A 25,391-nucleotide genomic window follows, 5' to 3' on the forward strand; every position below is an offset into this window, starting at 1 on the left:
CCGGTCAGCGGCGCTCCCGCAGCCCGCGCAGGCGGGTGACCGCATCGGTCAGCACCTCCGGGCGCTTGCAGAAGGCGAACCTGACCAGCCGCCGGCCCGCCTCGACGTCGTCGTAGAAGACCTGCGTCGGCACGGCCACCACGCCGCAGCGCTCCGGCAGCGAGCGGCAGAACTCCACCCCGTCCCGGCCACCGAGGGCGGTGATGTCGGCCGTGACGAAGTACGTCCCCTCCGAGCCGAGCACCTCGAACCCGGCGTCGGTGAGACCGCCGACGAGCTGGTCCCGCCGCTGCTGGAGGCTGTCCCGGAAGCCCGTGTAGTAGTCGTCCGGCAGGGCCAGCGCCACGGCGACCGCCGGTTGCAGCGGGGCCGCGTTGACGTAGGTGAGGAACTGCTTCACCCGCAGCACCGCCGAGACCAGGGCCGCCGGGCCGCTCGCCCAGCCGACCTTCCAACCCGTGCAGGAGAACGTCTTGCCCGCCGACGAGATGCGCAGCGTCCGCTCCCACATCCCCGGCAGGGTGGCAAGCGGCACGTGCGGGTGCGCCGCGTCGGTGAAGACCAGGTGCTCGTACACCTCGTCGGTGACCGCGTACGTGTCGTGCTCCTGGCACAGCTCGGCGATCAGTGCCAGCTCGGCCGGGGTGAAGACCTTGCCGGTCGGGTTGTGTGGCGAGTTGAGCAGCACCAGCCGGGTCCGCGGGCCGAACGCCGCGCGCAGCGCCGCCGGGTCGAACGCGTACCGGCCGTCGGCCGCGGGGCGCAGGGTCACCGGTCGCCGGACCGCGCCGGCAAGCGCGATCGAGGCGGCGTACGAGTCGTAGTACGGCTCGAAGCAGACCACCTCGTCACCCGGTTCGCAGAGGGCGAGGATGCTGGCCGCTACCGCCTCCGTCGCGCCAGCGGTGATCACGATCTCGCCGTCCGGGTCGTACGACAGGTCGTGGAACCGCAGTTGATGGGCCGCAACCGCCGCGCGGAGAGCGGGAATCCCCGGGCCGGGCGGGTACTGGTTCTGCCCGCCGCGCAGCGCCTCGGCGGCGGCGGCCAGCATCTCCGGTGGGCCGTCGGTGTCGGGGAAGCCCTGGCCGAGGTTGACCGCGCCGGTCCGCACGGCGAGGGCGGACATCTCGGCGAAGATCGTGGTGCCGAACGGCCGCATCCGGGCCACCAGCGGGTCGACATCGGTGCTCGTCACCCGAGCCAGCCTACGGCCATCCGCGGGTCAACCCCAGGCCCCACGGGCCCACCATGCTTCCTTGATCAACTCGGGATCGTTGACATCGGGGTATCAACGGCGTTCCGATGCCCCGACACCAATGATTCCGAGTTGACCAAGCCCCGTGTCGATGAGGTCTCGTGTCGGTCAGGTCGAGCAGGTCACTGGACAGTGCGCGGACCGGCGGTGGGTGCGGTCCAGTCGTCGTCAGGATTGACGTACGGGCCCTCGACTGCAGGGTCGGAACCGGTCTCGTCGAGCAGCAGACCAGCCGCGCAGAGGCAGCCACAGATCAGCAGGACCAGCGCCACGAAGGCAGCGACGGCGATCCCGATGATCCGGCCGTTGTTCCTCGGCGAGTTGCCGCCGGCCTGCGGATAGCCGGGGTAGGCGTACGGCGGCGGATAGCCGGGCGGCGGCCATCCACCGGGCGGCGGCCACCCTGTTGCCGGCGGTCCGGCGTGCGGCGGTCCGGCGGGCGTGGGCCAGCCTGCGGGCGGAGTCGATCCGGCGGTCGCCGGGCCTGCGGCGTCGGTCGGGGACGGTGTCCAACCCGTGCTCGGAGGTTCGGGCGCCCACGGCGCCGCACGCTGTTCGGGCCACTGGTCCGCGGGTGCGGACGGGTTCCACTGGCCCGCGGGCGCGGGCGGGGCCCACCGGTCCGCGGGTGCGGACGGGGCCCACTGGTCCGCGGGCGCGGACGGGGTCGACAGGTCCGCGGGTGTGGGCGGCGTCCACTGGTCCGCCGGCGGGGACGGGGTCCACGGCGCGGCCGGCGAGGGCTGCGTCCACGGGGTCGGGGGTGCCCACGGCCTGCCCGGGGCCAGCGGGTCGGGTGCCGGGAAGGGGGCGGAGGAGGGCGGCGCGGTCGGATCCGGTGCGGAGCCCGCCCCTGGCGAGGGCGGCTCGGCGGAGGCCCCCGCTGCGCCGCCGGTGGACGGATCCGCGGGGGAGGAGGCGGGCTCGGGCGGGGGCGCGTCGGTCATGGCTGCTCCGGGCGGGAGTGGGTATGGAACGAACGGGCCGTGGACGGGAGCGCCAAACCCGCCGAGAGACTTTCGCACCCGCTGACGCCCCGCAACCCCGCCGTCCGGGGCGGTTCGCGAGCGGCCGGTGTCGCTCGTCCCGTTGCGGCCGCCCAGGCACCGATCGCTCAGATTCCGTGATTGATAACCCGACTTTCGAGCACCCATCATGAGTGAAACTGGGTTAGGCTGCGGGCCATGTGTGGAATCGTGGGATACGCGGGCGCGCGCCCCGCTCTCGGCATCGTGCTCGACGGGCTGCGGCGGCTGGAATACCGCGGCTACGACTCGGCGGGCGTCGCGATCGTCTGCGACGACCGGCTGCTGACCGAGAAGAAGGCCGGCAAACTGGCAAACCTGGAGAAGGTGCTCTCCGAGCGGGCCGCCGACGACCCGACCTCCTGCGCGGCCAGCCCGATCGGCATCGGTGACGGCACCACCGGCATCGGGCACACCCGGTGGGCCACCCACGGCGGCCCGACCGACCGCAACGCCCACCCGCACGTGGCCGGCGACGGACGGGTCGCGGTGATCCACAACGGCATCATCGAGAACTTCGCCAAGCTCCGCGCCGAGCTGGAGGCCGACGGCGTCCAGTTCGCAAGCGACACCGACACCGAGTGCGCCGCGCACCTGCTCTCCGCCGCGCTGGCCGACCTGCGTGCCGCCGGCCAGCCGGACAATCCACAGTTGCTCGCCGCCGGCATGCGCGTGGTCTGCCAACGGCTGGAAGGCGCCTTCACGCTGCTCGCCGTCGACGCCTCCGTGCCCGGCGCGGTCGTCGGCGCCCGGCGCAACTCGCCGCTCGTGGTCGGCCGGGGCGAGGGGGAGAACTACCTGGCCAGCGACGTGGCCGCGTTCATCGAGCACACCCGGGAAGCGGTCGAGCTGGGCCAGGACCAGATCGTGCTGATCACCGCCGACAGCATCGAGATCACCGACTTCGAGGGTCAGCCCGCCGCCGGCAAGGACTTCCACATCGACTGGGACTCCTCGTCGGCCGAGAAGGGCGGCTACGACTGGTTCATGCTCAAGGAGATCGAGGAGCAGCCGCAGGCCATCGCCGACACCCTGCTCGGCCGGCTCACCGAGACCGGTGAGATCGCCCTGGACGAGGTCCGCCTCAGCGACCAGGACCTGCGCGACGTCGACAAGATCTTCATCGTGGCCTGCGGCACGGCGTACCACGCCGGCATGGTCGCCAAGTACGCCATCGAGCACTGGACGCGGATCCCCTGCGAGGTGGAGCTGGCAAGCGAGTTCCGCTACCGCGACCCGGTGCTCGACCGGTCCACGCTGATCGTGGTGATCTCCCAGTCCGGCGAAACCATGGACACGCTGATGGCGCTGCGCCACGCCAAGGAGCAGAAGGCCCGGGTGCTGGCGATCTGCAACACCAACGGCTCGACCATCCCCCGCGAGTCCGACGCCGTGCTCTACACCCACGGTGGGCCGGAGATCGCCGTCGCGTCCACCAAGGCGTTCCTCACCCAGGTCGTCGCCTGCTACCTGATCGGCCTGCACCTGGCCCAGGTGCGTGGGATCAAGTTCGCCGACGAGGTGGGCGCGGTCGTCGCGCAGTTGCAGGAGATCCCGGGCAAGCTGCGTGAGCTGCTCGACCGGATCGAGCCCGTCCGTGAGCTGGCCCGGGACCTGAAGTCCGAGCCCACAGTGCTGTTCATCGGCCGGCACGTCGGCTACCCGGTGGCCCTGGAGGGCGCGCTGAAGCTCAAGGAACTGGCGTACATGCACGCCGAGGGCTTCGCGGCCGGCGAGCTGAAGCACGGCCCGATCGCCCTCATCGACAAGGGCACACCGGTGATCTGCGTGGTGCCCTCGCCGGTCGGCCGGGGCATGCTGCACGACAAGGTCGTCTCCAACATCCAGGAGGTCCGGGCCCGTGGCGCGCGGACCATCGTGATCGCGGAGGAGGGCGACGAGGCCGTCGTCCGGTACGCCGACCACCTGATCTACGTGCCTCGTACGCCGACCCTGCTGGCCCCGCTCGTCACCACTGTGCCGTTGCAGGTGCTCGCCGCCGAGATCGCCGCCGCCCGTGGGCACGATGTGGACCAGCCCCGCAACCTGGCCAAGTCGGTCACCGTCGAATAGGCCCCCTCAACGCCCCAGCACGACCCGGGCCATCCCGTCCAGCGCGGGATTGCCCGGGTCCCAGTAACCGGTGTGCCCGCCGCGCCCACTGGCGAAGACCCGACCGCCGAACCCCGGATCCGACGGGTCGTGACCGAACCACAGCTCGTGCCCGGTCCGGTCGGGCCAGCCCAGCACGGCGGCCAGCGGAGCCGCGCCGAGCAGGGCCCGTCGGCCGAACTCCTCCGGTTGGCGGGCGGCGCGGATCACGTCGTCGGGGGCACTGCTCGCCCACACCTCGCCGGGTGGCACGCCCAGCTCGGCGGCGTGCGACGCGCCGACCCCGGGCGAGCCGACGAAGACCAGCGCGTCGGCGGCCAGCCCGTGCTCCCGGGCGGCCGTCCCCACCACCACCGACCCGTAGCTGTGCCCGAGCACGGTCTGCCGGGCCGGCGGACCCTCGTGACTGGCCCGCAGCCCCTCCTGGAAGCGGTGCAACGCCGGGCCGGCGTCCCGGGCCTGGCCCGCCGAGGCCGCCTCGGTCAGGAAATCCGGGGCGTCGTAGTCCAACCAGAGCACCGCCGCGCTGCGCTCACCCGGGGCCAGCGCGACGCAGCGGTCCAGCACACGCGCCGCCCGGCCCAACTCACCGGCAGCGTCGTCGAGACCGGCGGTCATCCCCGGCACGTAGGTGAGCACCCGGTCGGCGTGGTCCGGGTCGCCGAGCGCCACCACCGCCCGGCCCTCACCGCCCGCAGCCAACCCGAGCAGGTACGCCCGCGGCTCACCGCCCGCCGCCAGCCGCCCGGCCAACGCGTCCAGGCCGGCCAACCGCCCGGCCACCCCGTGCAGGCGGACCGACGTGAGCGGCCCCGGCGGCACCCGGGTCAGCAACCGCCGCCGCTCAGCGAGCAACTCCGCGCGCCAGACCCCGAGCCGCAGCCGGTTGGCCTGGTCCCGGGCGGCCACCGGCACTCCGTCCAGCTGGCCGACAAGCGCACCCTCGTGCCCGATCAGCCACCGGCGCTGCGCCGGCGTCAACCCGGACCACCAGGCGCGGACCAGCGTCGGCGCGGCACCGGCTGCCGGCCGACCCGGCGGTGGCGGGGACGCCCAACCCGAGCCGGCGGCCCGGGTCAGCTCGTCCAGACGGTCTGCGGCGACCCGATCCGCCGCTCCGGCGGCGTCGAGCGCGTCGCGCAGGGCCGCCGCCACCCGGGCCGCCGCCACGCCGGCCCGCTCGGTGGGCCGGACCCGGGTGGGATCCAGGTGCACACCGCCCGCGCGGTCCACCACCAGCCCGGCCGCGTCCGCCTGGGTGACCGCCTCCGCGAGCCGGGCCTTCGCGACAGTCAGTCGGCCCGCCAGCTCGGCCAGCACCTGGTCGACCTCGATCAGTGCGGGTGCGATGGAGGCCAGCTCGGCACGGAGACCGGCGAGTCGCGCGTCCGCCGCCGTGGCCGCCGTACCGGACCAACCGCTGCGCAGGCGCGCGCCGGCCGCGCCCACCTCGCCGACCTGTCGCTCGACCGGCCCGGTCAGCCCGGCCCAGGCCACCCCGGCGGACCGCCAGCCGCCCGGATCGGCCGCCCAGAGCTGCCGGTAGCCGACGCCGGTCACCGGGGCAACGCGGCGAACCGGCCGGCAGCCCGGTCGTCCGCCGTCTCGTACGCCTCCGCCGCCGCCCGAACCCCACCGGAGGTCGCCGCGACCTGGGCGCCCAGCCGGCAGAACCAGGCGTGCCCGGCGGATTCCAGCCCGGCCAGAGCCGCGCCGGCGCGCCACTCGGGCGCGACCACCAGCAGCCCGGGCACCCTCGCGAGGCCCAACGCCAGCCGGTACGCCTCGTCGTCGAGCGTGCCGGCGACCGCCCGCAGCTCCTCCGGCGCGACGGCGAACAGCTCATCGGTCATGACCACACCCCCGTGGACGATCGGCATCGACGCGCTGACGCTAGGCGGGCCCGGCGGGCCCCGGAGTGCCCTGTGGACAGCGGGTGGTGGGCCGTACCCCGGCGTGTCCACAGGCGTTGCCCAGCGCGGGCCCGACGGCTAATCTGCGGCCCCGGCCGCCGGTAGGGTGGTGTGGTGATCGTCGCTGTCGGCATCGACGTGGTCCTGGTCGACCGGTTCGCCCGGGCCCTGGCACGGACGCCGCTGCTCGCCGACCGACTCTTCACCACCGCCGAGCGGCACACCCGCTCCGGCAACCCGCGCCCGCCGGAGTCGCTCGCCGCCCGCTTCGCCGCCAAGGAGGCAGTGGCCAAGGCGCTCGGGGCCCCGGCCGGGCTGAGCTGGCACGACTGCGAGATCAGGGCCGACCCGGACGGCCGCCCCTGGCTGGCTGTCGCCGGCACCGTCGCGGCGGCGGCCGAGGCGCGCGGGGTCAACCACTGGCATCTCTCGTTGTCGCACGACGGGGGGATCGCGTCGGCCATGGTGGTCGCGGAACGGTGACGTCGACCGGGCGGACCGGTCGGGTCCACCCGCGAACGGATGGGGAGACGGTGGCATGAGAGCGGTGTGGCGGGTGGCCGACGTACGGGCGGCGGAGGCCGGGCTGATGGGCACGCTGCCGGAGGGGACGCTGATGCAGCGGGCCGCCGCCGGGCTGGCCCGCCGAGCCGCGCTGCTGCTCGCCGAGCGCGGCGGCGTCTACGGCGGCCGGGTCCTGCTCCTTGTCGGCTCCGGCGACAACGGCGGTGACGCGTTGTACGCCGGGGAGCGGCTGGCCCGCCGAGGTGTCCAGGTGTCCGCCCTGCTCCTCACTCCCGGGCGTGCGCACGCGGCGGGGCTGGCCGCGCTGCGCGCTGCCGGCGGCCGGCTGGTGGAGCAGCCCGCCGGCCCGGTCGACCTGGTGCTCGACGGCATCGTCGGCATCGGTGGCACCGGCGGGCTGCGGTCCGGCGCGGACGCGGTGGTGCGGCGGCTCGGTGAGCTGCGTGGACGTGACGGTGACCGGGCCACAGTGCTGGCGGTGGACGTGCCGAGCGGGGTCGCGGTGGACACCGGGTACGTGCCGCTGGCCGCGTCCGGCCGGCCGGACGCCGTCCACGCCGACGTGACCGTGGCGTTCGGCGCGCTGAAGCCCGCCCTGGTGGTCGGGCCGGCCGCCGTCCTGGCCGGGCAGGTGGAGCTTGTCGACATCGGGCTGCGGCCGTGGTTGCGAGGCACCCCGGCGCTGCGGGTCACCGAGTGGTCCGACGTGGCCGACTGGTGGCCGGAGCTGGGCCCCGCGTCGGAGAAGTACACGCGGGGGGTGGTGGGGCTCGCGACCGGTTCGGCGACCTACCCGGGTGCGGCGGTGCTCTCCGTGGGCGGTGCGCTGGCCGGGCCGACCGGTCTGGTCCGCTACGCCGGCGGCGCCCGCGACGAGGTGCTGCACCAGCACCCCTCGGTGATCGCCAGTGGGCGGGTCGCCGACGCGGGTCGGGTGCAGGCCTGGGTCTGCGGTTCGGGGCTGGGCACCGGTGCGGACGCGGCGGCCGAGCTGCGCGCCGTGCTGGCCGCCCCGGTGCCCGTGGTGCTCGACGCCGACGCGTTGACCCTGCTTGTGGACGGTTCGCTCGCCGACCGGCTTCGCGGCCGGGACGCGCCGATCGTGGTCACCCCGCACGACCGTGAGTTCACCCGACTCTGCGGTGAGGAGCCCGGCGCCGACCGGGTCGGCGCGGCGCTGCGGCTGGCCGCCTGGATGAACGCGGTGGTGCTGCTCAAGGGCGACCGCACGGTGATCGGCACGCCGGACGGTCGGGCGTACGTCAACCCGACCGGCTCCCCGGCACTGGCCACCGGTGGCACCGGCGACGTGCTGGCCGGGCTGCTCGGCTCGCTGCTGGCGGCCGGGGTGCCCGCCGATCGGGCCGCTGCCGCTGCCGCGTACCTGCACGGGCTCGCCGGCCGGGAGGCGGCCCGGAGCGGGCCGGTGACCGCGCCCGACGTGGTCACCGCGCTGCGCCCGGTCGTCGCCCGCCTGGGCTGATCCGGTCGGTTCCGGGCGGAACGACCGGATCGACCGCCCGGGACGTGCGTCGCCGCCCGCGCTGATCTCCGTGGAAAGTAGGCTGGGCGCATGTGGCAGGCCGAGGTACGCGTCGATCTTGACGCGATCCGCGAGAACGTGAGCCAGCTCCGCTCCGGCACCAACGCCGAGTTGATGGCCGTGGTGAAGGCCGACGGGTACGGCCACGGGATGCTTCCGGCCGCCCGCGCGGCGCTCGACGCCGGGGCGGACTGGCTCGGTGTCTGCACCCTCGACGAAGCGCTCACCCTGCGGCGGGCCGGGGTGACCGTGCCGGTGCTGGCCTGGCTGCTCGCGCCGGGCGTGCCGTTGCACGAGGGGGTCAGCGCCGGGGTGGACCTGGGCGCCGCCAGCCTGCCGCAACTGGACGAGATGATCGAGGCGAGCCGCCTCGCCGGGCGTCCCGCCCGCCTGCACCTGAAGATCGACACCGGGTTGTCCCGCGGCGGGGCGACAGTCGCCGACTGGCCGGCGCTGCTGGCCGCCGCCGCGAAGGCCCAGGCCGACGGCCTGGTCGAGGTGGTCGGCGTGTGGAGCCACTTCGTGTACGCGGACCTGCCCGGCCACCCCACCACCGACCGGCAGGTGGCCGTCTTCCACGAGGGGCTGGACATGGTCGAGCGGGCCGGGCTGCGACCGCGCTGGCGACACCTCGCCAACTCGGCGGCCACCCTGACCCGCCCGGATACCCACTTCGACCTGGTCCGTCCCGGCCTGTCCATCTACGGGCTCTCCCCGGTGGCCGGCGAGACGTACGGGTTGCGCCCCGCGATGACCGCACGCGCCCGGGTGATGCTCACCAAGCGGGTTCCCGCCGGCACCGGGGTCTCCTACGGGCACACCTACACCACCGAAGCCGAGGCGAACCTGGCAGTGGTCCCGCTCGGGTACGCCGACGGGGTCCCCCGGCACGCCTCCAACACCGGGCCGGTGCAGCTCGGCGGCGTACGGCGGACGATCTCGGGGCGGGTCTGCATGGACCAGTTCGTGCTCGACTGCGGCGACGACCCGGTGGCGGACGGCGACGTGGCGACACTCTTCGGCACCGGCGCGGACGGCGAGCCGACCGCCGACGACTGGGCCGAGGCGGTCGGCACGATCAACTACGAGATCGTGACCCGGTTCGGCAGCACCCGGGTGCCTCGGGTCTACGACGGCGAGCGGCCGTGAGCTACCGCATTCCGCGTCCGCGGACCGCGGTCGGCCGGGTCGCGGGGATCGTCGGCGCCGCGGTGGGGGTGGCCGCAGCGGGTCTGGCGGCTGGGGTCGCGACCGAGCGCACCCTGGTCCGCCGGCTCAAGGCCGACCCGGCCGACCGCTACGCGCACGAGATGTTCGGCGAGCAGCGGTACGACGAGGCGTTCCGCCTGGAGTTGCCGGACGGCACGGACATCCACGTCGAGGTGGTCGAACCGACCAGGCCGGTGCCGGGGCGCCCCACGGTGGTGCTCGTGCACGGCTTCTGCCTGGACATGGGGACGTTCCACTTCCAGCGCCAGATGCTCGCGGCTCGCGGTGACTACCGGATCGTCGCGTACGACCAGCCCGGTCACGGTCGGTCCGGCCGGCTGGAGACCGGGGAGTACGACCTCACCGTGCTCGGCCGGACGCTGCGCCGGGTGATCGACCGGACCGCCCCGGACGGGCCACTGGTGCTCGTCGGCCACTCGATGGGCGGCATGACCATCATGGCGTTCGCCGAGTTGTTTCCAGAGCTGTTCGGCGACCGGGTGGTGGGTACCGTCCTGATGGCCACGTCGGGCGGGCTCGTCGCGGAAACCAAGCTTGTCGCGCCCGCGCTGCTCGGCCGGGTCGGCGGTCCGGTGCTGTACATGGTCAGCAATGCCACCCGGTACGGCGGGCCGGTGATCGACAAGGCCCGCAAGTCGACGTCGAACGTGGCCTGGCTGCTGACCCGCAAGTACGGTTTCGGCACCCGCAAGCCCAGCCCGGCGCTCGTGTCCTACGTGGAGACGATGAACTCCCGGACGTCGGCCGACACGGTGACCCGCTACCTGCGGACCCTGGCCACCCACTCGCGCTTCCCGGCGCTCGCGGCGTTGGCCGCGACGCCGGTGCTGGTGGTGGTCGGCGACAAGGACATGATCACGCCGGTGACGCACTCCGAGGAGATCGTCCGGCGGTTGCCGCACGCCGAGTTCATCAAGATCAAGGACAGCGGTCACGTGGTGATGTTGGAGCACGCTGACGAGGTCAACGCCGCGCTCGCGCGGTTCCTCGAATCACTTGGAAAGCCGGAGGAACGGTGAGTTACGTCGTCAAACTGCCGACCGTCGAGGACACCCGGGAGTTCGGCCGGCGCCTGGCCGGGCTGCTGCGGGCCGGTGACCTGGTGCTGTTGACCGGTCCGCTGGGCGCCGGTAAGACCGCGCTCACGCAGGGCGTCGGCGCCGGGCTCGGTGTGGTCGGCGACATCACCTCGCCGACCTTCGTGATCGCCCGGGTGCATCGGCCTGATCCGGCCCGGGGCGGCCGGGTCGCTCTGGTGCACGCCGACGCGTACCGGTTGGGTGCCGCCACCGACCCGCGCGCCGAGATCGACGACCTGGACCTCGACGCCTCGGTCGACGATTCGGTGACGGTGGTGGAGTGGGGCGAGGGCCTGGTGGAGCAGTTGGTCGACGCGCACCTACGGGTCCGCATCGACCGCCGCGACGACGACACCCGGATCGTCGAGCTGGACCCGATCGGTGGCGACTGGGCCCGGCGGCTCGCCGACCTGGGTTAGGCCGGCCGCTGTCGTACCGGATGCCTAGAGTGCGGGGGACCGACCCGCGCTGTGAGAGGTTCCTGATGCCCGACGATGCCCCCGCCCTTGACCTGCTGGCCCTGCTGCCGGAGCCGTGGCGTGCCGTGCTCACCCCGCACCTCGACCCGGCCCGCACCGCCGCGTTGGCCGAGTTCGTCTCTCGGGAATACGCGACGCAGACCGTCTTCCCGCCGCTTGAGGATCTGTTCTCGGCATACCGGCTCTGCCCGCCGCAGGGCACCCGGGTGCTGATCCTCGGGCAGGACCCTTACCACCGGGCGGGGCAGGCACACGGGTTGAGTTTCAGCGTCCGTGACGGTGTGACGGTGCCGCCGTCGTTGCGCAACGTCTTCAAGGAGTTGGGCGAGGACGTCGGCGTCGCCAAGCCGCGCAGCGGCAACCTCGACGGTTGGGCCGCCCAGGGTGTGCTGCTGCTCAACGCGGTGCTGACCGTCCGCCAGGCCACCCCGGGCTCGCACGCCAACTCCGGCTGGGAGGAGTTCACCGACGCGACAATCAGGGCACTTGACGCGTTGCCGGACCGGGTGGTCTTCCTGCTCTGGGGTGGCTACGCCCGCAAGAAGGCGGCGCTTGTCACCAACCCGCAGCACGTGGTGCTGGAGGCCGGCCACCCCAGCCCGATGAACCCGCGCGGCTTCCTCGGCAGCCGTCCGTTCAGCGCGGCCAACAAGGCGCTCGCCGACGCCGGCCTGCCCACCATCGACTGGGAGCGCACCGCCGGCTGAGGAAGCTGCCGGCGTGCTGTCGTCGGCGCGGCCGGCACTGGTTCAGCCTTCGTTGGCCAGTTGCCGGTCCCGGTAGCGGCGCAGCAGCTCGCCGGCACGCGGGTCGGTCAGCTCCAGTTCGACGAGCGGCACGACCTGGTAACTGCGCCCACCGTGGCGCACCTCGATCGTCTCGGGCAGCTCGTCGCACATCGTGGCCCTGATCTCGCCGTACCGGGTCGACCAGCGGTGCTCGCCCGGCTCCTCGGGCTCCAACCACACGCCGCCGAACTCACCCCAGCGGGCGTTCCACCGCTGGCCGTAGTTCGTCTCCAGCCACCTGGTGAACGGTTTGGAGTCCTGCCAGCGCAGGGCGATCTCCAGCGCGTCGACCGGCACCGGCGCGCCCTGCAACAGCGCTGCGGTGCCTCCGGTGATCACCTGCGGGAAGTCGGTGAGCCGGCCCAGTAGCTCGTCCAGGCCAAGCTCGTCGATCCGCTCGGCGATCGGCCGGGCGGCCAGGTCGTCGATCCGGGCGTCGAGGTGTGCGTCCAGCGGCTCCACCCCGACGACCAACTGCACATCCATCGCGGCAAGCAACCGCTCCAGCACGGCGATGCTGGGCGCTCGATCGCCGCCTTCGATCCGGGCGACCGTCGCCTGGCTGATTCCGGCCAACTCGGCCAGCTCGCATTGGCTCAGCTCGCGCGACTGCCGTTGCTGACGGATGGCACTGCCGAGTAGACCGACGAGACGAGTGGATGGCATTTCGGGATGGTGGACCACGTCGGCAGCGGCGGAAACCGCTGAGGCGGATTCACGACTGGACGGCCTTCGCCCCGCTTCACCGACCCGCCTCCGGCGACCCGGCCGTTCCCTGATGAGCGATATACCTGTGAGTCATAAAAATGACTCACAGGTATATCGCTCAATACCGGTGTGGCCCGCCGCCCTCCGACGCGTCGGGCCCCGGCAGGTCGGGCAGTGCGTTGGTCGGCGGCGGTTCGTCGGGCGACGCGGCAGGTCGGGCCGCCTGGTAGATCGGGCGACGGGGCAGGTCGAGCGGGGGCAGGTCGGGCGGGGCGTCGGTCGGGCAGAGCGGTGCGCCTCGACCCGGGGCGGGCTGGACAGCGCACGTGACCGGGGGCCGTGGTGGGGCGGGGCGTGATCGGGGCGCGGGGCGGGGCCGCTAGGCTGGCTTACCGTGCTCGTACTCGTGGTGGACAGCTCGACCCCCGCGGTGACCGCGGCGCTGGTGGAGGTCTCGGCCGACGGCGTGGCGTCGCGGGCGTCCCGGTGCACGGTCGACGCCCGCGCGCACGGCGAACTGCTCGCGCCCCAGGTGGACGCGGTCCTCGCCGATGTCGACGCGCGCCCGCGTGACCTGGCCGCCATTGTCGCCGGGCTCGGCCCGGGGCCGTTCACCGGGCTGCGGGTCGGCCTGGTCACGGCCGCGACGATGGGCCAGGTGCTTGGCATCCCCACCTACGGCGTCTGCTCGCTTGACGGTATCGGCTACCCGGCGGCGTCCGGTGAGCCGGTGTTGGCCGCCAGCGACGCCCGGCGCAAGGAGCTCTACTGGGCCGTCTACGACGGTGCCGGGGAGCGGATCGTCGGCCCTGAGGTGTCGACGCCGGCGGTCGCCGCCGCGCGGGCCCGGGAGCTGGGCGCGACGATCGCGGTCGGCGACGGGGCGCACCGGTACGCCGAGGCCCTGGACCTGCCCGTCCGGGTCGAGCCACGGTACCCGGACGCCACCGTGCTGGCGCTGCTCGCCGCCGAACGAATCCGAGCGGGTGCCCCAAGTGAGCGGCTCACCCCGCTCTACCTGCGCCGTCCCGACGCGGTGGCGGCGACCGGCCGCAAACCGGTCCTGCCATGACCGCGGTACGACTCGAACCGTTCCGCTGGTGGCACATCGATGACGTGCTACCGATCGAGGCGGACCTCTTCGGCGCCGAGCAGTGGTCGCCGGCCATGTTCTGGAACGAGCTGGCCAACGGGCACCACTACCGGGTCGCCGTGGACGCGGACGGGGCGGTGCTCGGTTACGCCGGGCTCGCCGGTGTTCCGCCGGGCGAGGTGTGGGTCCAGAACATCGCCGTCCGCCGGGACGCCCAGCGGCGCGGCGTAGGCCGCGCACTGCTTGAGGAACTGCTCGCCGAGGCGGCCCGACGTGACTCCCGCAGCACCCTGTTGGAGGTCGCCGTGGACAACGCCGCGGCCCAGCGGCTCTACGCGACGTACGGGTTCGAGCCGGTCGGGGTGCGGCGCGGCTACTACCAACCGAGCAACACCGACGCGCTGGTGATGCGGCGCGACGCCGAGCCGACCGGGGACGGACCACACCACCATGGCTGACGAACCACTGATCCTGGGAATCGAGACCTCCTGCGACGAAACCGGCGTCGGCATCGTGCGGGGGCACACCCTGCTGGCCGACGCGCTCGCCTCCAGCGTCGAGGAGCACGCCCGGTTCGGAGGCGTGGTGCCCGAGGTCGCCAGTCGGGCACACCTGGAGGCCATCGTGCCGACCATGGACCGGGCCCTGACCGAGGCCGGCGTCACCCTGGCCGACATCGACGCGATCGCGGTCACCTCCGGGCCAGGGTTGGCCGGTGCGCTGCTGGTCGGCGTCGCCGCCGCGAAGGGGTACGCGCTCGCCGCCGAGAAGCCCGTGTACGGCGTGAACCATCTTGCCGCCCACGTCGCGGTGGACACCCTTGAGCACGGCCCGCTGCCCGAACCCGCAATCGCGCTGCTGGTGTCCGGCGGACACTCGTCCCTGCTGCTCGTCGACGACCTGGCCCGGGGTGTCACCCCGCTGGGCGCCACCATCGACGACGCGGCCGGCGAGGCGTTCGACAAGGTCGCCCGGCTGCTCGGGCTGCCGTTCCCGGGCGGCCCACCGATCGACCGGGAAGCTCGGGCCGGTGACGCCGCCGCGATCGCCTTCCCGCGCGGCCTGACCGCCGCGAAGGATCTCGCCGCCCACCGGTACGACTTCTCGTTCTCCGGGCTGAAGACCGCTGTGGCCCGGTGGGTCGAGGCGCGTCAGCGGGCCGGCGAGCCGGTGCCGGTGGCCGACGTGTCCGCGTCCTTCCAGGAGGCGGTCTGTGACGTCCTCACCAGCAAGGCGCTCGCCGCCTGCCGTGCGCAGGGCATCGACACTCTGGTGATCGGTGGGGGAGTGGCGGCGAATTCGCGGCTGCGGGCGATGGCCGAGCAGCGGGCCGAGAAGTACGGCATCCAGGTCCGGGTGCCCCGACCGAAGCTGTGCACCGACAACGGGGCGATGGTGGCGGCGCTCGGGTCGCACCTGGTCGCCGCCGGGGTCGCGCCCAGCCGACTGGATCTGCCTGCCGACTCGGCGCTGCCGTTGACCACGGTCAGCGTGTGACGGGAGCGGCGGACATGATCGTACGGATGTGGGAGGCGCGCGCCGAGGCGTACGGTGTCGCCGATTTGATCACCTGGGTGTGCGACACCGCCCTGCCCCAGTTGGAGCACGACCCGCTGCACGTCTCCAGCGAGGTCTTCTCCTCCACCGACCACCGGGTGGTGGTCATCTCCAAGTGGCGCAGCAACCCGCGCCCGTTGCCCGATCCGCCCGCCCTGCTGGTGGCCCGCGCCCCGCACTCCTGGGACTTCACCCAGGTCGACCGCTGACGCGAGCCACCAACGAGCGGTGGTTCAGCTACGACGCAACATCCGGTACGTGGCGATTCCGCCGGTGCCCAGCGCGGCGAGGAAGACCAGCCAGACGACCGTGCTGCTGACCCCGACCTGTGGGCCGGCGTTCGCCTTGGCGGCGGCCAGCAGCCCATCCTGACCGGGGGCGGGCAGCGCGGCCGGCGGCAGCTCCGGCCAACGGACCAGCCCGGTGCTCTCCAGCATCTGCATGTGGTGCTGGACGAACGCGTTGGCGTCCTCGCAGAGCTTGCGGACGGTGGCGTCGCGGGTGCTGGCCCGGACCGCGCCGATCACCGGGAAGATCTTGCCGTGGGCGACCCGGAGCCGGGTGACGAAGATCTGGTCGAAGCGGGCGCCGGAGGCCTTCTGCATCTCCGCCAGCCAGCCCTTCTGCTCGGCCGTCGGCTCGCTGGGGATGCTCGCGCCCAACTTGTTGGCCGCGTCCACCGTGAGCTGGTCGAGCCGCTGGTGCTCGCTGGCGATGCCGGCGCCGATCTCCCGGACCTTGGCCGACTGGCCCTTCTCGGCGGCCATCTGGCCGGCTGGCATCTCCCACAGCCCGGCCAACCGGACCCCGTTGAGCAGCGTCATGTCGGCGGCGTTGAGCTGCTGACCGCCGCCGGCCGGCGCGGCGACGGCCACGCCGGGCAGGACACCGACCGCCGCGACGATCGCGATGAGCAACATCGCCGCTCGGTGGGTCCGGTTGCCCAGTCGGCGATGGGCGGATCTGAGCGGTGCCATGTCTGTGGGGCCTCCTCGGTCCGGACCGAAACGCGTCTGGACCGGGCAGCCACGTCCTGCCGGCTGCCCGTCCGACCACTGGTACGGACTGATCACGCGATCAGTTCACCGGAGGGCGACGCGGATCAGCGGGTCACGCGGATCAGCGGGTGACGGCGAGGAAGCCGCCGAGCAGCAGCAGAGTGAGCGCGGCGGCGGCGAAGAGCACCAGCAGCTCCCGACGCCCGTGCCCGACGGGGTCGGTGTCGACGGTCGGGTGGGGCAGGGCCGGCAGGTCGCGGGTCAGGGCGGCCAGGTCACCGAGGGTGCGCGCCGTCCACACCGCACCGGCCCGCTCGGAGAACTCGTCGAGGGTCAGCCGGCCCGCCGCGGTGTGCCGGTGCAGCTCGGCGACCACCCGGTTGCGGTCGTCGTCGGAAGCGCGCAGCTCGACATCCACGCTGGACAGCGTACGCGGATCAGCCCACGTCGAGGGGGTCGGCGAGGAGCCGTTCGAAGGCCAACTCGGCGGCCCCGATCAGGGCGGCGTCCTCGCCCAACTTCGGCGTACGCAGGCGGACGTGCTCCAGGCAGGCGGCGAGCGCGTTGGAGTTGAGCCGGCTGCGGACCTGGGCCGCCGACGCGAGGTAGAGGTGGCGCATGGTGCCGCCGAAGATGACCATTTCCGGGTTGAAGACGTTCACCAGGTTGGCCAGCCCGAAGCCGAGCCAGTCACCGGCCTGGCGGACCGCGGTCTGTGCGCGGGCGTCACCGCGGTCGGCGGCGTCGAAGACGGCCAGCAGCGCGTCGGGACCTCGGGCGTCCGAGCGTCCGGCGGCGCGGAGCAGACCGTGCTCGCCGATCTCGGTCTCCCAGCAGCCCCGGGAGCCACACTCACAGGGCTTGCCGTCGAGGACCACCTTCATGTGGCCGACCTCGCCGCCGTACCCACCGTGGCCGGTCAGCCGGCGGCCACCGGCGATGATGCCGGCGCCCACGCCGACGTCACCGTAGAGATAGAGGACGTTGTCGCAGCCCGCCGCCACACCCCGTGCGTGCTCGGCGAACGCCGCGACGTCCGCCACGTTGCCCACCGTGACCGGCACCTCGACGCCCAACTCGGCGGCGAGGGCCGCGCCGATCGGCTCGTCCACCCAGCCGGTGGTCGGGCCGAGCCGCACCAGGCCGTCGTCCCGGCGGACCATGCCGCAGACCGCGACACCGGCACCGACGCAGATCGCGTCGGGCGGCACCGCCTGCTGCATCTCCTTGAGCGCGCCGGCCAGCAGCGGCGCGGCCTCCGCGGCCAGCAGGCCGCGTGGTCGATCCAGCTCCCGGCGGTCCAGGACCGCGCCACCCAGCCCGATGCGGGCCGAGCGCAACCGATCCACCTCCACTGAGTACGCGTACGCGTACACCCGGGCCGACTCGGGCCGGACGACAAGTGACGGTCGGCCGGCCCGGCCGGTTTCCTTTGGCGCCCCCTCGCTGACCAGCCCCACTGCGGACAGGTCGGCGGTGAGCGCGCCGATGGTGCTGCGGTTGAGACCCAGCGTCGTGGTCAGTTCGGCGCGCGTCGTCGCCCCGTGGACGTGTACGTGCCGCAGCAGGGCCCCGAGGTTCTGCCGTCGGACGTCGTCCTGGCTCGGTCCTGGGCGCATCGTGGTGCTACCTCCCGCGCGGTCAGCGGGTGCCGGTGGCTGCCGCGCGGCGGCGGGAGAGAGCGTCGACGCTGGCGGCGAGCATGAGCACGACACCGGTTACCACGTACTTGACTCCCGCGCTGTAACCCATCAGGCCCATTCCATTTTCGATGACCGCGACCACCGCGCCGCCGAGCACGGCGTCGAGGACGCGACCCTTGCCACCGAAGAGGCTGGTGCCTCCGATCACCGCCGCGCCGACCGCGTAGAGCAGTACGTTACTGCCCCCGGTGTTCGGGTCGACGGAGTTGGCCCGGCTGGCCGCCACGATGCCACCGATGGCGGCCATGGACGAGCAGATCATGAAGACCGAGATCCGGATCCGGTCGATCCCGATGCCGGCGCGACGGGCCGCTTCCCGGTTGCCGCCCACGGCGTAGATGTGCCGGCCGTAGCTGGTGCGTTGGAGCACGAAGGTCCAGACGATCAGCAGGACCGCGATGATCGGCACCACGATCGGCACACCCTTGAGCGAGACGACCAGGACGTTGCGGCTGCGCTCCAGGTTGAGGACGTACACCGCCGCGCCGAGGATGACGGCGAGCCCGCCGATCCGCAGCGCCACCACCGCGATCGGGTCGGTGATCAGACCGCGGGCCACCCGGTTGCGGTGGCGCAACAGTTGCACCGCGGCGTAGCCGACGACCGCGAGGGCGGCCAGCGCCCAGCCCAGGGCGGGGGCCAGGTTGCGGTTGGCGATGGCGACCAGCACATCGTCACGCACGGAGATGTTGGTGCCGTCCTTGACGAGCATCAGCACGATGCCCTGGAAGGCGAGGAAGCCGGCGAGGGTGACCACGAAGGACGGAACGCCGATCTTCGCGACCAGCAGGCCGAGGCTGGTGCCGATGACCAGACCGGTGCCGACCGCGGCGAGCACGGCGACCCACCAGGGATAGCCGAGCACGGTGACCACATTGGCCAGCACCGCCGCGCAGACACCGCTGGCGAAGCCGGCGGAGAGGTCGATCTCGCCGAGCAGCAGCACGAAGACCAGGCCCATCGCGATCAGCGTGACCGCCGCGCCCTGGGTGAAGAGGTTGGCGAAGTTGCCGGCCGACAGGAACGACGAGGGCCGCATGACCGCGAAGACCGTGCAGAGCACGATCAGGCCCAGTACGGCTGGGAGCGCGCCGACGTCGCCACCGCGTACCCGGCTCAGGTAGTTGCGGACGTGGCCCCCGACGGTCGGCGGCGGTGTGACGGCCGCGGGGCCGTCCTTCCGCACGGCGGTGGTGGTCATCGGGTGCCTCCTGAGATCGAGTCGGCCGGCCGCGGGCCGTCGCCGTTGCTGCCCGGGTCGGTGGCGAGGCCGAGCCCGCCCGAGCGCCCGGCGGTGATCAGCTCGACCACCTGGGCGTGGGTGATGTCGGTGGTCTTCACCTGGGCGACCATCTGGCCGAGGTACAGCGCGGCGATGCGGTCGGAGACGGCGAAGACGTCGTTCATGTTGTGCGAGATGAGCACCACGGCCAGGCCGTTGTCGGCGAGGCGGCGGACCAGCTCGAGCACCTGGGCGGTCTGGGCCACGCCGAGCGCCGCGGTCGGCTCGTCCAGGATGACGAGCTTGCTGTTCCACAGCACCGCCTTGGCGATGGCCACGGTCTGGCGCTGACCGCCGGAGAGGCTGGACACGTGTTGACGCAGTGAGGTGACGGTGCGGATGGAGAGCCCCGCCAGCGTCTCGGCGGCGAGCTGCTCCATGGTCGGCTCGTCCAGGACGATGCCGCTGCGCTTCTCCCGGCCGAGGAACATGTTCTGCACGATGTCCAGGTTGTCGCAGAGCGCGAGGTCCTGGTAGACGACCTCGATGCCGAGCGCGGCAGCGTCGCGGGGGCTGCCGATGTGCACCGGTTCGCCATTGAACAGGATCTCGCCGGCGTCGGTGGGGTGGATGCCGCTTATGCATTTCACCAGGGTCGACTTGCCGGCGCCGTTGTCGCCGACAAGTGCTGTCACTTCACCCGGGTGGACGGTCAGGGCGACGTCGCGGAGCACCTGGACAGGACCGAAGCTCTTGTCGATCCCGCGGAGTTCCAGCAGGGGGGTCGCGGACACGGGGGTCTCCTTAAGGGAGGGTCGGGGCCCGTCCGGCGGGCACCGCCCGGCACGGGAGTCGACTCCCGTGCCGGGCGGTGGGTGTCGTCCCGGCGGGTACTGCGGCGTCGGTCAGCTGATGCCGGCTTCGGCGCAGAGCTTGGCGTACGTCCCGGTGCAGACCTGCTCCTTGGTCACGTAGCCGTCGGCGATGACGTCCTTGACCGTCTCCTTGTAGATGGCCTTCGGGGTGAGCAGCACCGAGGGGACGTCGCGGCCACCCTCCGGGTCCTTCACCGTCTGCCCGGTCTCCTTCTTCTCGCCCTTGGCGAGCGCGATTGCCAGGTCGGAAGCGGCCTTGGCCTCTTCCCGGACCGCCTTGTAGACGGTCATGCACTGGTCACCGACGAGGATGTTCTGCAGGCCCTCGACGCTGGCGTCCTGCCCGGTCACCGGCACCTTGCCGTTGAGCTTGTTCTTCTTGAGGATCGAGATGGCGGCGTTGCCGAGACCGTCGTTGGCGGCCAGCACGCCATCGATCTTGCCGCTGGCCTTGGTGAGCTGCTGCTCGAAGATGGTCGCGGCCTGCGCGTTGTCCCACGCCGGCACCGCGTCCTCAGGGCCCTTGACGTATTCCTTGGCGTCGAACTTCGGCTTGAGCACCGAGTCGTAGCCGGCCTTGAACAGGGTGGCGTTGTTGTCGGTGGGGGAGCCGTTGAGGTATGCCACGACCGGGTTCTTGGCGCCCTTGTCGGTCAGGCACTTCGTCAGGCCCTCGCCCTGGAGCTTGCCGACGGTCTCGTTGTCGAAGCTGACGTAGTACTGGGCGGAGCCGCCGAGGGTGAGCCGGTCGTAGTCGATGGTGGCGACGCCCTGCGACTTGGCCTTGTCGAGCACGGCCTTGCCGGTGCCGGAGTCCAGGTTGACGATCATCAGGGCGGTGACGCCACCGGTGATCATCTGGTCGGCGATGGTCTGGAAGGCGGTCTTGTCGTTCTGGGCGTTCTGAATGTCGTACTGGACGCCGGCGGCCTTGAACGCCTCTTCCAGGAATCGGCGGTCTGCGGTCTCCCAGCGGACGGAGGACTTGCTGTCCGGGAGGATCACGCCGATCTTGGGAGTCTTGGCGGAGGCCGCCTTGTCGCCGGAGTCGTCGCTACAGGCGGTCAAGCCGCCGGTCGTGAGCAGGCCCACGGCGGCGATGGTGAGGATCCCCTTACGCATGTGCAGGGTCCTTTCGGGGGTGGGGGAGGCGTTGTGTTTGTTGTGTCCGGCAACGTATTTCGCGTCACACCGCCTCCACAAGACCGCGCAGGTGCCAAGTTTGTTGGGAGCGATAACAATTCAGCAACGCGACTGTTACTCCGTGGGTATCCCAACGGTGGAGTCGACGTAACGAGAGGTGTCAGCGGGTCTGCAACGGGGCGGTGCGGGCGTCGGTCAGCGCCACCAGATCCGCCGCGGCCAGTTCGAGTTGCAGACCGCGTCGACCAGCCGAGACATAGATCGTCGGAAGGTCCAACGCGGATTCGTCCACCACGGTGGGCAACCGCCGACGCTGCCCGAGCGGGCTGATCCCACCGCGTACGTACCCGGTGGCCCGCTCGGCGACCGCCCGGTCGGCAAGCGCCGCCCGCTTCCCACCGACCGCCGCCGCGAGCGCCTTGAGATCCAGCTCGCCGGTGACCGGAACGACCGCCACGGTGAGCGCGCCGTCGACCTCGGTCACCAACGACTTGAAGACACGCTCCGGTGCCACGCCGAGCGCCACGGCCACCAGCGCGCCGTAGTTCGGGGCGTCCGGGGCCACCCGGTACGGGTGGGTGCGATGCGCGACACCGTGCTTGACCAACAGTGCCGTCGCCGGAGTGCCAGGTCCCGCCACGCCGATGACGCTAGTCGACCGGACGGCCGATCAGCACCGTGGGCGCCCCACCAACCCGGGTGAGCACCAGGCTCGCCGCGGCATCACCGGCCAGCCGCAGGTCCCGCCGGAGCTGCTCCGGGGTGAGCGCGGAACCCCGTTTCAGGATCTCCACCCGGCCCACCCGGCGGTCCCGCAGCAGCGCCCGCAGGCGCTTGAGCGAGAACGGCAGCACGTCGGTGATCTCCAGGCAGCGCGCGTACGGGGTGCGGGTCGGCAGGTCGGCGTAGAGGTAGGCGATGCTCGGGTCGCCGAGGGTGGCGTCCAGTTCGCCGGCCAGTTCGGCGACGAGGTGCGCGCGGACCACCGCCGGGTCCGGGTCGTACAGGTAGCGCCGGGGCGACCCGACCGGCGCCTCGTCGGCACCCGAGCCGGTGAGCTGGTGGCGGTGGGTCTCGACGCCCTCCTGGCGGTAGAGCGTGGCGCGGCGGGGCACCTCCGCCAGCTCGCCACACCACAGCGCGGCCTCGACCAGGTCGCCGTCCACGCCAACCCACTCCGCCTCCGCGCCGGGCGGAATCAGCGCGTGGTCCAGGCCCGGCGCCACCTTCACCACGGTGCGCGGCACCCGCTCGGCCAGCCCGGTGACGAAGTCCCACGGTGGGGAGTAGGCGCGTGGGTCGAAGATCCGCCGTCCGGTGCCGCTGGCGCGGCGGGCCGGGTCGCAGAAGACCCCGTCGACGCGGGAGACGTCGAACGCGGTGGCATCGCCGCACTCGACGGTGAACAGCTCGGCCAGCCCGGCCGCCGCGGCGTTGGCGGCGGCCATCGCGGCGGTCACCGGGTCGGCTTCCACCCCGTACACCCGGATGCCGGCGCGGGCGGCGGCCAGCGCGTCAGCGCCGAGGCCGCAGCCGAGGTCGGCCAGGGTGCGGACGCCGGCCGCGTGCAGCCGGGCGGCCCGACGATCGGCGACCACCCGGCGGGTGGCCTGCTCCAACCCGGGGCGGGTGAGGAACATCCCGGCGGCGGCCGGACCGAACTTGCCGACCGCCCGGTTACGCAGCTCGGCCTGGGTGAGCGCCGCCGCGGCAAGCGTCGGCGGCACCCCGGCCGCGCGCAGCGCCGACGCCGCGGCCAGCGGATCACCGCCGGCCAACCCGGCCGCCGCCGTGAGCGCGGCCGACCCCTCGGGGGTACGCAGCGCCGCCAGCTGATCGAGATCCACCCGGTCATTGTCCGGGTGGACCCGGAAATCCGGGCTGGCGGGGCGCGACTCGCTGGCACTCTCCTTGACGGAGTGCTAGCCACGGAATAACCTGCGATTAGCACTCTCACCCTGAGGGTGCCAGCTTCCGGGTCTCGCGACCCGGGTGCGCACGCCAGGCGGACCGGCACCCGCGACGACGGTCCCGCCCGGTGGCATGAGGCAGATTGACGCTGGTTGGCCCCGCCGGCCAGCAACGAAACCAGTACCCCAGGAGGGTATGCCCGTGACTACCGCGACCAAGGTTGCGATCAAGCCGCTCGAGGACCGCATCGTGGTCCAGGCGAACGAGGCTGAGACCACCACGGCGTCGGGCATCGTGATCCCCGACACCGCCAAGGAGAAGCCGCAGGAGGGCACTGTCCTCGCTGTGGGCCCGGGGCGCGTCGACGACAACGGCAACCGGGTTCCGGTTGACGTCCAGGTCGGCGACACCGTCCTCTACTCGAAGTACGGCGGCACCGAGGTCAAGTACGCCGGCGAGGAGTACCTGGTGCTCTCCGCCCGCGACGTCCTCGCGGTCATCGAGAAGTAAGCAACCGATCAGTGCCACTGCCCCGGTCCGGCTCGCCGGGCCGGGGCAATGGCGCTTCGAAGGGACATTAATGGCGAAGATCCTGAGCTTCTCGGACGACGCCCGGCACCTGCTGGAGCACGGTGTCAACGCCCTCGCGGACGCGGTCAAGGTCACCCTCGGCCCGCGCGGGCGCAACGTCGTCCTGGACAAGAAATTCGGTGCGCCGACGATCACCAACGATGGTGTGACCATCGCCAAGGAGATCGAGCTCACCAACCCGTACGAGAACCTTGGCGCGCAGCTCGTCAAGGAGGTGGCGACCAAGACCAACGACGTCGCCGGTGACGGCACCACCACCGCGACCGTGCTCGCCCAGGCGATGGTTCGCGAGGGTCTGCGCAACGTGACCGCCGGGACCAACCCGGCCGGCCTCAAGCGGGGCATCGACGCGGCGGCCACCAAGGTCTCCGAGGCGCTGCTCGGCCGTGCCGCGGAGGTCACCAGCAAGGAGTCGATCGCGAACGTGGCGACGATCTCCGCGCAGGACGCCACGATCGGCGACCTGATCGCCGAGGCGATGGAGCGGGTCGGCCGCGACGGTGTCATCACCGTCGAGGAAGGCTCCATGCTCACCACCGAGCTGGACGTGACCGAGGGTCTCCAGTTCGACAAGGGCTTCATCTCGCCGAACTTCGTCACCGACCTGGAGAGCCAGGAGTCCGTCCTTGAGGACGCGTACATCCTGGTCACCACCCAGAAGATCTCGGCGATCGAGGAGCTGCTGCCGCTGCTGGAGAAGGTCCTGCAGAACAGCAAGCCCCTGCTGATCATCGCCGAGGACGTGGACGGCCAGGCGCTCTCCACCCTGGTGGTCAACTCGCTGCGCAAGACCCTCAAGGTCTGCGCGGTCAAGGCCCCGGGCTTCGGTGACCGGCGCAAGGCGATGCTCCAGGACATCGCGATCTCCACGGGCGCCGAGCTGGTCGCCCCGGAGCTGGGCTACAAGATCGACCAGGTCGGCCTGGAGGTGCTGGGCACCGCTCGGCGCATCGTGGTCGACAAGGAGAACACCACGATCGTCGACGGCGGCGGCCAGAAGGCCGACGTCGCCGACCGGGTGGCCCAGATCCGCAAGGAGATCGAGGCCTCCGACTCCGACTGGGACCGGGAGAAGCTGGCCGAGCGGCTGGCGAAGCTTTCCGGTGGCATCGCCGTCATCAAGGCCGGCGCGGCGACCGAGGTCGAGATGAAGGAGCGCAAGCACCGCATCGAGGACGCCATCGCGGCGACCAAGGCTGCGGTCGAGGAGGGCACCGTGCCCGGCGGCGGCGCCGCCCTGGTGCAGATCCTCTCGGTGCTCGACGACGACCTGGGCTTCACCGGTGACGAGAAGGTCGGCGTCTCGGTCGTGCGCAAGGCGCTCGTCGAGCCGCTGCGCTGGATCGCCCAGAACGCCGGTCACGACGGTTACGTCGTGACGCAGAAGGTCGCCGACCTGGACTGGGGCAACGGCCTCGACGCCGCCAAGGGCGAGTACGTCGACCTGGTCAAGGCCGGCATCATCGACCCGGTGAAGGTGACCCGCAACGCGGTCACCAACGCCGCCTCGATCGCCGGTCTGCTGCTCACCACGGAGAGCCTCGTGGTGGAGAAGCCGGAGCAGGCCGAGCCGGCCGCCGCCGGCGGCGGCCACGGCCACGGCCACCAGCACGGCCCGGGTTTCTGACCCGGTAGCGA

Annotated in this window: 26 protein-coding genes; 13 read left to right on the plus strand and 13 right to left on the minus strand. The window is 72.4% G+C overall.

Annotated elements, in window-relative coordinates; all coding sequences use genetic code 11:
* Nucleotides 1-4: 4 nt before the first annotated feature.
* The gene (locus AB0F61_RS25915) at nt 5-1,198 is read right to left on the minus strand and encodes a pyridoxal phosphate-dependent aminotransferase (protein WP_357814381.1); all 1,194 of its coding nucleotides are present in this window, start codon (nt 1,196-1,198) and stop codon (nt 5-7) included.
* A 182-nt stretch (nt 1,199-1,380) separates the two neighbouring features.
* Nucleotides 1,381-2,205 carry a hypothetical protein gene (locus AB0F61_RS25920; protein ID WP_357814383.1) on the minus strand — a complete coding sequence of 275 codons (825 nt, stop codon included), beginning with the start codon at nt 2,203-2,205 and terminating at the stop codon, nt 1,381-1,383.
* 237 nt (nt 2,206-2,442) lie between these two features.
* Between AB0F61_RS25920 and glmS the strand changes: the two genes are divergently transcribed.
* Complete coding sequence (gene glmS / locus AB0F61_RS25925; RefSeq protein ID WP_357814386.1) at nt 2,443-4,356, plus strand: glutamine--fructose-6-phosphate transaminase (isomerizing); 1,914 nt, start codon at nt 2,443-2,445, stop codon at nt 4,354-4,356.
* 6 nt (nt 4,357-4,362) lie between these two features.
* On the opposite strand, the gene AB0F61_RS25930 is transcribed toward glmS, so the two are convergent.
* Both AB0F61_RS25930 and AB0F61_RS25935 read right to left on the minus strand, forming a co-directional pair.
* Nucleotides 4,363-5,955 carry an alpha/beta hydrolase gene (locus AB0F61_RS25930; RefSeq protein ID WP_357814389.1) on the minus strand — a complete coding sequence of 531 codons (1,593 nt, stop codon included), beginning with the start codon at nt 5,953-5,955 and terminating at the stop codon, nt 4,363-4,365.
* Entirely contained in the window at nt 5,952-6,248 is a 297-nt protein-coding gene (locus AB0F61_RS25935) for a hypothetical protein (protein ID WP_357814391.1), read from the minus strand. The genes AB0F61_RS25930 and AB0F61_RS25935 overlap by 4 nt, the downstream gene beginning before the upstream one ends.
* A 174-nt stretch (nt 6,249-6,422) precedes the next feature.
* Here AB0F61_RS25935 and AB0F61_RS25940 point away from each other — a divergent pair, with 174 nt between their 5' ends.
* The 6 genes from AB0F61_RS25940 to AB0F61_RS25965 all read left to right on the plus strand — a co-directional run bounded on the left by AB0F61_RS25940 (nt 6,423) and on the right by AB0F61_RS25965 (nt 11,871).
* Nucleotides 6,423-6,791, plus strand: coding sequence for a holo-ACP synthase (locus AB0F61_RS25940; RefSeq protein WP_357814393.1), 369 nt, complete (start codon nt 6,423-6,425; stop codon nt 6,789-6,791).
* Between the two features lie 55 nt (nt 6,792-6,846).
* Nucleotides 6,847-8,316 (plus strand): NAD(P)H-hydrate dehydratase, encoded by a 1,470-nt coding sequence (locus tag AB0F61_RS25945; RefSeq protein WP_357814395.1) that lies wholly within the window; start codon nt 6,847-6,849, stop codon nt 8,314-8,316.
* 90 nt (nt 8,317-8,406) lie between these two features.
* Complete coding sequence (gene alr / locus AB0F61_RS25950; RefSeq protein ID WP_357814398.1) at nt 8,407-9,525, plus strand: alanine racemase; 1,119 nt, start codon at nt 8,407-8,409, stop codon at nt 9,523-9,525.
* Nucleotides 9,522-10,625 (plus strand): alpha/beta hydrolase, encoded by a 1,104-nt coding sequence (locus tag AB0F61_RS25955; RefSeq protein WP_357814402.1) that lies wholly within the window; start codon nt 9,522-9,524, stop codon nt 10,623-10,625. Before alr ends, AB0F61_RS25955 begins: the two co-directional genes overlap by 4 nt.
* Nucleotides 10,622-11,104 carry a tRNA (adenosine(37)-N6)-threonylcarbamoyltransferase complex ATPase subunit type 1 TsaE gene (gene tsaE, locus AB0F61_RS25960; protein WP_357814405.1) on the plus strand — a complete coding sequence of 161 codons (483 nt, stop codon included), beginning with the start codon at nt 10,622-10,624 and terminating at the stop codon, nt 11,102-11,104. The genes AB0F61_RS25955 and tsaE overlap by 4 nt, the downstream gene beginning before the upstream one ends.
* Before the next feature lie 65 nt (nt 11,105-11,169).
* The gene (locus AB0F61_RS25965) at nt 11,170-11,871 is read left to right on the plus strand and encodes a uracil-DNA glycosylase (RefSeq protein WP_357814408.1); all 702 of its coding nucleotides are present in this window, start codon (nt 11,170-11,172) and stop codon (nt 11,869-11,871) included.
* Between the two features lie 42 nt (nt 11,872-11,913).
* Here AB0F61_RS25965 and AB0F61_RS25970 read toward each other — a convergent pair whose 3' ends face one another.
* Entirely contained in the window at nt 11,914-12,618 is a 705-nt protein-coding gene (locus tag AB0F61_RS25970) for a helix-turn-helix transcriptional regulator (protein ID WP_357814411.1), read from the minus strand.
* Between the two features lie 436 nt (nt 12,619-13,054).
* Here AB0F61_RS25970 and tsaB point away from each other — a divergent pair, with 436 nt between their 5' ends.
* From tsaB to AB0F61_RS25990, 4 genes are read left to right on the plus strand one after another with little or no spacing between them, the layout of a single operon-like run.
* A complete protein-coding gene (gene tsaB, locus AB0F61_RS25975; protein ID WP_357814414.1) occupies nt 13,055-13,732 on the plus strand; it encodes a tRNA (adenosine(37)-N6)-threonylcarbamoyltransferase complex dimerization subunit type 1 TsaB in 678 nt (225 codons plus the stop codon).
* Nucleotides 13,729-14,211: a ribosomal protein S18-alanine N-acetyltransferase gene (rimI, locus tag AB0F61_RS25980; RefSeq protein WP_357814416.1), complete on the plus strand. Its 483-nt coding sequence runs from the start codon at nt 13,729-13,731 to the stop codon at nt 14,209-14,211. The genes tsaB and rimI overlap by 4 nt, the downstream gene beginning before the upstream one ends.
* A complete protein-coding gene (gene tsaD / locus AB0F61_RS25985) occupies nt 14,204-15,250 on the plus strand; it encodes a tRNA (adenosine(37)-N6)-threonylcarbamoyltransferase complex transferase subunit TsaD (protein ID WP_357814419.1) in 1,047 nt (348 codons plus the stop codon). The genes rimI and tsaD overlap by 8 nt, the downstream gene beginning before the upstream one ends.
* Nucleotides 15,251-15,264: 14 nt before the next feature.
* Nucleotides 15,265-15,519: a hypothetical protein gene (locus AB0F61_RS25990; RefSeq protein ID WP_357814422.1), complete on the plus strand. Its 255-nt coding sequence runs from the start codon at nt 15,265-15,267 to the stop codon at nt 15,517-15,519.
* 24 nt (nt 15,520-15,543) lie between these two features.
* Here the strand turns inward: AB0F61_RS25990 and AB0F61_RS25995 are convergent, their stop codons facing one another.
* The 8 genes from AB0F61_RS25995 to AB0F61_RS26030 form a co-directional block, all read right to left on the minus strand.
* Nucleotides 15,544-16,287 (minus strand): DUF4142 domain-containing protein, encoded by a 744-nt coding sequence (locus AB0F61_RS25995; protein WP_357814425.1) that lies wholly within the window; start codon nt 16,285-16,287, stop codon nt 15,544-15,546.
* A gap of 142 nt (nt 16,288-16,429) precedes the next feature.
* A complete protein-coding gene (locus tag AB0F61_RS26000; RefSeq protein ID WP_357814427.1) occupies nt 16,430-16,726 on the minus strand; it encodes a DUF1707 domain-containing protein in 297 nt (98 codons plus the stop codon).
* Between the two features lie 19 nt (nt 16,727-16,745).
* Entirely contained in the window at nt 16,746-17,927 is a 1,182-nt protein-coding gene (locus AB0F61_RS26005) for an ROK family protein (protein ID WP_357814431.1), read from the minus strand.
* 22 nt (nt 17,928-17,949) lie between these two features.
* A complete protein-coding gene (locus tag AB0F61_RS26010; RefSeq protein WP_357814434.1) occupies nt 17,950-19,212 on the minus strand; it encodes an ABC transporter permease in 1,263 nt (420 codons plus the stop codon).
* Nucleotides 19,209-20,027 carry an ATP-binding cassette domain-containing protein gene (locus AB0F61_RS26015; RefSeq protein ID WP_357814437.1) on the minus strand — a complete coding sequence of 273 codons (819 nt, stop codon included), beginning with the start codon at nt 20,025-20,027 and terminating at the stop codon, nt 19,209-19,211. The genes AB0F61_RS26010 and AB0F61_RS26015 overlap by 4 nt, the downstream gene beginning before the upstream one ends.
* Before the next feature lie 111 nt (nt 20,028-20,138).
* The gene (locus tag AB0F61_RS26020) at nt 20,139-21,230 is read right to left on the minus strand and encodes a substrate-binding domain-containing protein (protein WP_357814440.1); all 1,092 of its coding nucleotides are present in this window, start codon (nt 21,228-21,230) and stop codon (nt 20,139-20,141) included.
* 181 nt (nt 21,231-21,411) lie between these two features.
* Nucleotides 21,412-21,891 carry a Cys-tRNA(Pro) deacylase gene (ybaK, locus tag AB0F61_RS26025; RefSeq protein ID WP_357814443.1) on the minus strand — a complete coding sequence of 160 codons (480 nt, stop codon included), beginning with the start codon at nt 21,889-21,891 and terminating at the stop codon, nt 21,412-21,414.
* Between the two features lie 10 nt (nt 21,892-21,901).
* Entirely contained in the window at nt 21,902-23,098 is a 1,197-nt protein-coding gene (locus AB0F61_RS26030) for a methyltransferase domain-containing protein (protein WP_357814447.1), read from the minus strand.
* Between the two features lie 259 nt (nt 23,099-23,357).
* Between AB0F61_RS26030 and groES the strand changes: the two genes are divergently transcribed.
* Both groES and groL read left to right on the plus strand, forming a co-directional pair.
* Nucleotides 23,358-23,672 (plus strand): co-chaperone GroES, encoded by a 315-nt coding sequence (gene groES, locus AB0F61_RS26035; RefSeq protein ID WP_030330046.1) that lies wholly within the window; start codon nt 23,358-23,360, stop codon nt 23,670-23,672.
* Nucleotides 23,673-23,742: 70 nt separating this feature from the next.
* On the plus strand, nt 23,743-25,380 hold the full coding sequence (groL, locus tag AB0F61_RS26040) for a chaperonin GroEL (protein WP_357402942.1): 1,638 nt from the start codon (nt 23,743-23,745) through the stop codon (nt 25,378-25,380).
* Nucleotides 25,381-25,391 lie beyond the last annotated feature (11 nt).

The sequence above is a fragment of the Micromonospora sp. NPDC023888 genome (assembly GCF_040639415.1).
GTDB lineage: Bacteria > Actinomycetota > Actinomycetes > Mycobacteriales > Micromonosporaceae > Micromonospora.

Excerpts from the sequence above, each read along its gene's own strand:
- AB0F61_RS25920 (WP_357814383.1), bottom strand. The coding sequence starts at position 2,205 with ATGACCGACGCGCCCCCGCCCGAGCCCGCCTCCTCCCCCGCGGATCCG.
- glmS (WP_357814386.1), top strand. The coding sequence starts at position 2,443 with ATGTGTGGAATCGTGGGATACGCGGGCGCGCGCCCCGCTCTCGGCATC.
- AB0F61_RS25935 (WP_357814391.1), bottom strand. The coding sequence starts at position 6,248 with ATGACCGATGAGCTGTTCGCCGTCGCGCCGGAGGAGCTGCGGGCGGTC.
- AB0F61_RS25945 (WP_357814395.1), top strand. The coding sequence starts at position 6,847 with ATGAGAGCGGTGTGGCGGGTGGCCGACGTACGGGCGGCGGAGGCCGGG.
- alr (WP_357814398.1), top strand. The coding sequence starts at position 8,407 with ATGTGGCAGGCCGAGGTACGCGTCGATCTTGACGCGATCCGCGAGAAC.
- AB0F61_RS25965 (WP_357814408.1), top strand. The coding sequence starts at position 11,170 with ATGCCCGACGATGCCCCCGCCCTTGACCTGCTGGCCCTGCTGCCGGAG.
- AB0F61_RS25970 (WP_357814411.1), bottom strand. The coding sequence starts at position 12,618 with ATGCCATCCACTCGTCTCGTCGGTCTACTCGGCAGTGCCATCCGTCAG.
- rimI (WP_357814416.1), top strand. The coding sequence starts at position 13,729 with ATGACCGCGGTACGACTCGAACCGTTCCGCTGGTGGCACATCGATGAC.
- tsaD (WP_357814419.1), top strand. The coding sequence starts at position 14,204 with ATGGCTGACGAACCACTGATCCTGGGAATCGAGACCTCCTGCGACGAA.
- AB0F61_RS25990 (WP_357814422.1), top strand. The coding sequence starts at position 15,265 with ATGATCGTACGGATGTGGGAGGCGCGCGCCGAGGCGTACGGTGTCGCC.
- AB0F61_RS25995 (WP_357814425.1), bottom strand. The coding sequence starts at position 16,287 with ATGGCACCGCTCAGATCCGCCCATCGCCGACTGGGCAACCGGACCCAC.
- AB0F61_RS26005 (WP_357814431.1), bottom strand. The coding sequence starts at position 17,927 with ATGCGCCCAGGACCGAGCCAGGACGACGTCCGACGGCAGAACCTCGGG.
- AB0F61_RS26010 (WP_357814434.1), bottom strand. The coding sequence starts at position 19,212 with ATGACCACCACCGCCGTGCGGAAGGACGGCCCCGCGGCCGTCACACCG.
- AB0F61_RS26020 (WP_357814440.1), bottom strand. The coding sequence starts at position 21,230 with ATGCGTAAGGGGATCCTCACCATCGCCGCCGTGGGCCTGCTCACGACC.
- groES (WP_030330046.1), top strand. The coding sequence starts at position 23,358 with ATGCCCGTGACTACCGCGACCAAGGTTGCGATCAAGCCGCTCGAGGAC.
- groL (WP_357402942.1), top strand. The coding sequence starts at position 23,743 with ATGGCGAAGATCCTGAGCTTCTCGGACGACGCCCGGCACCTGCTGGAG.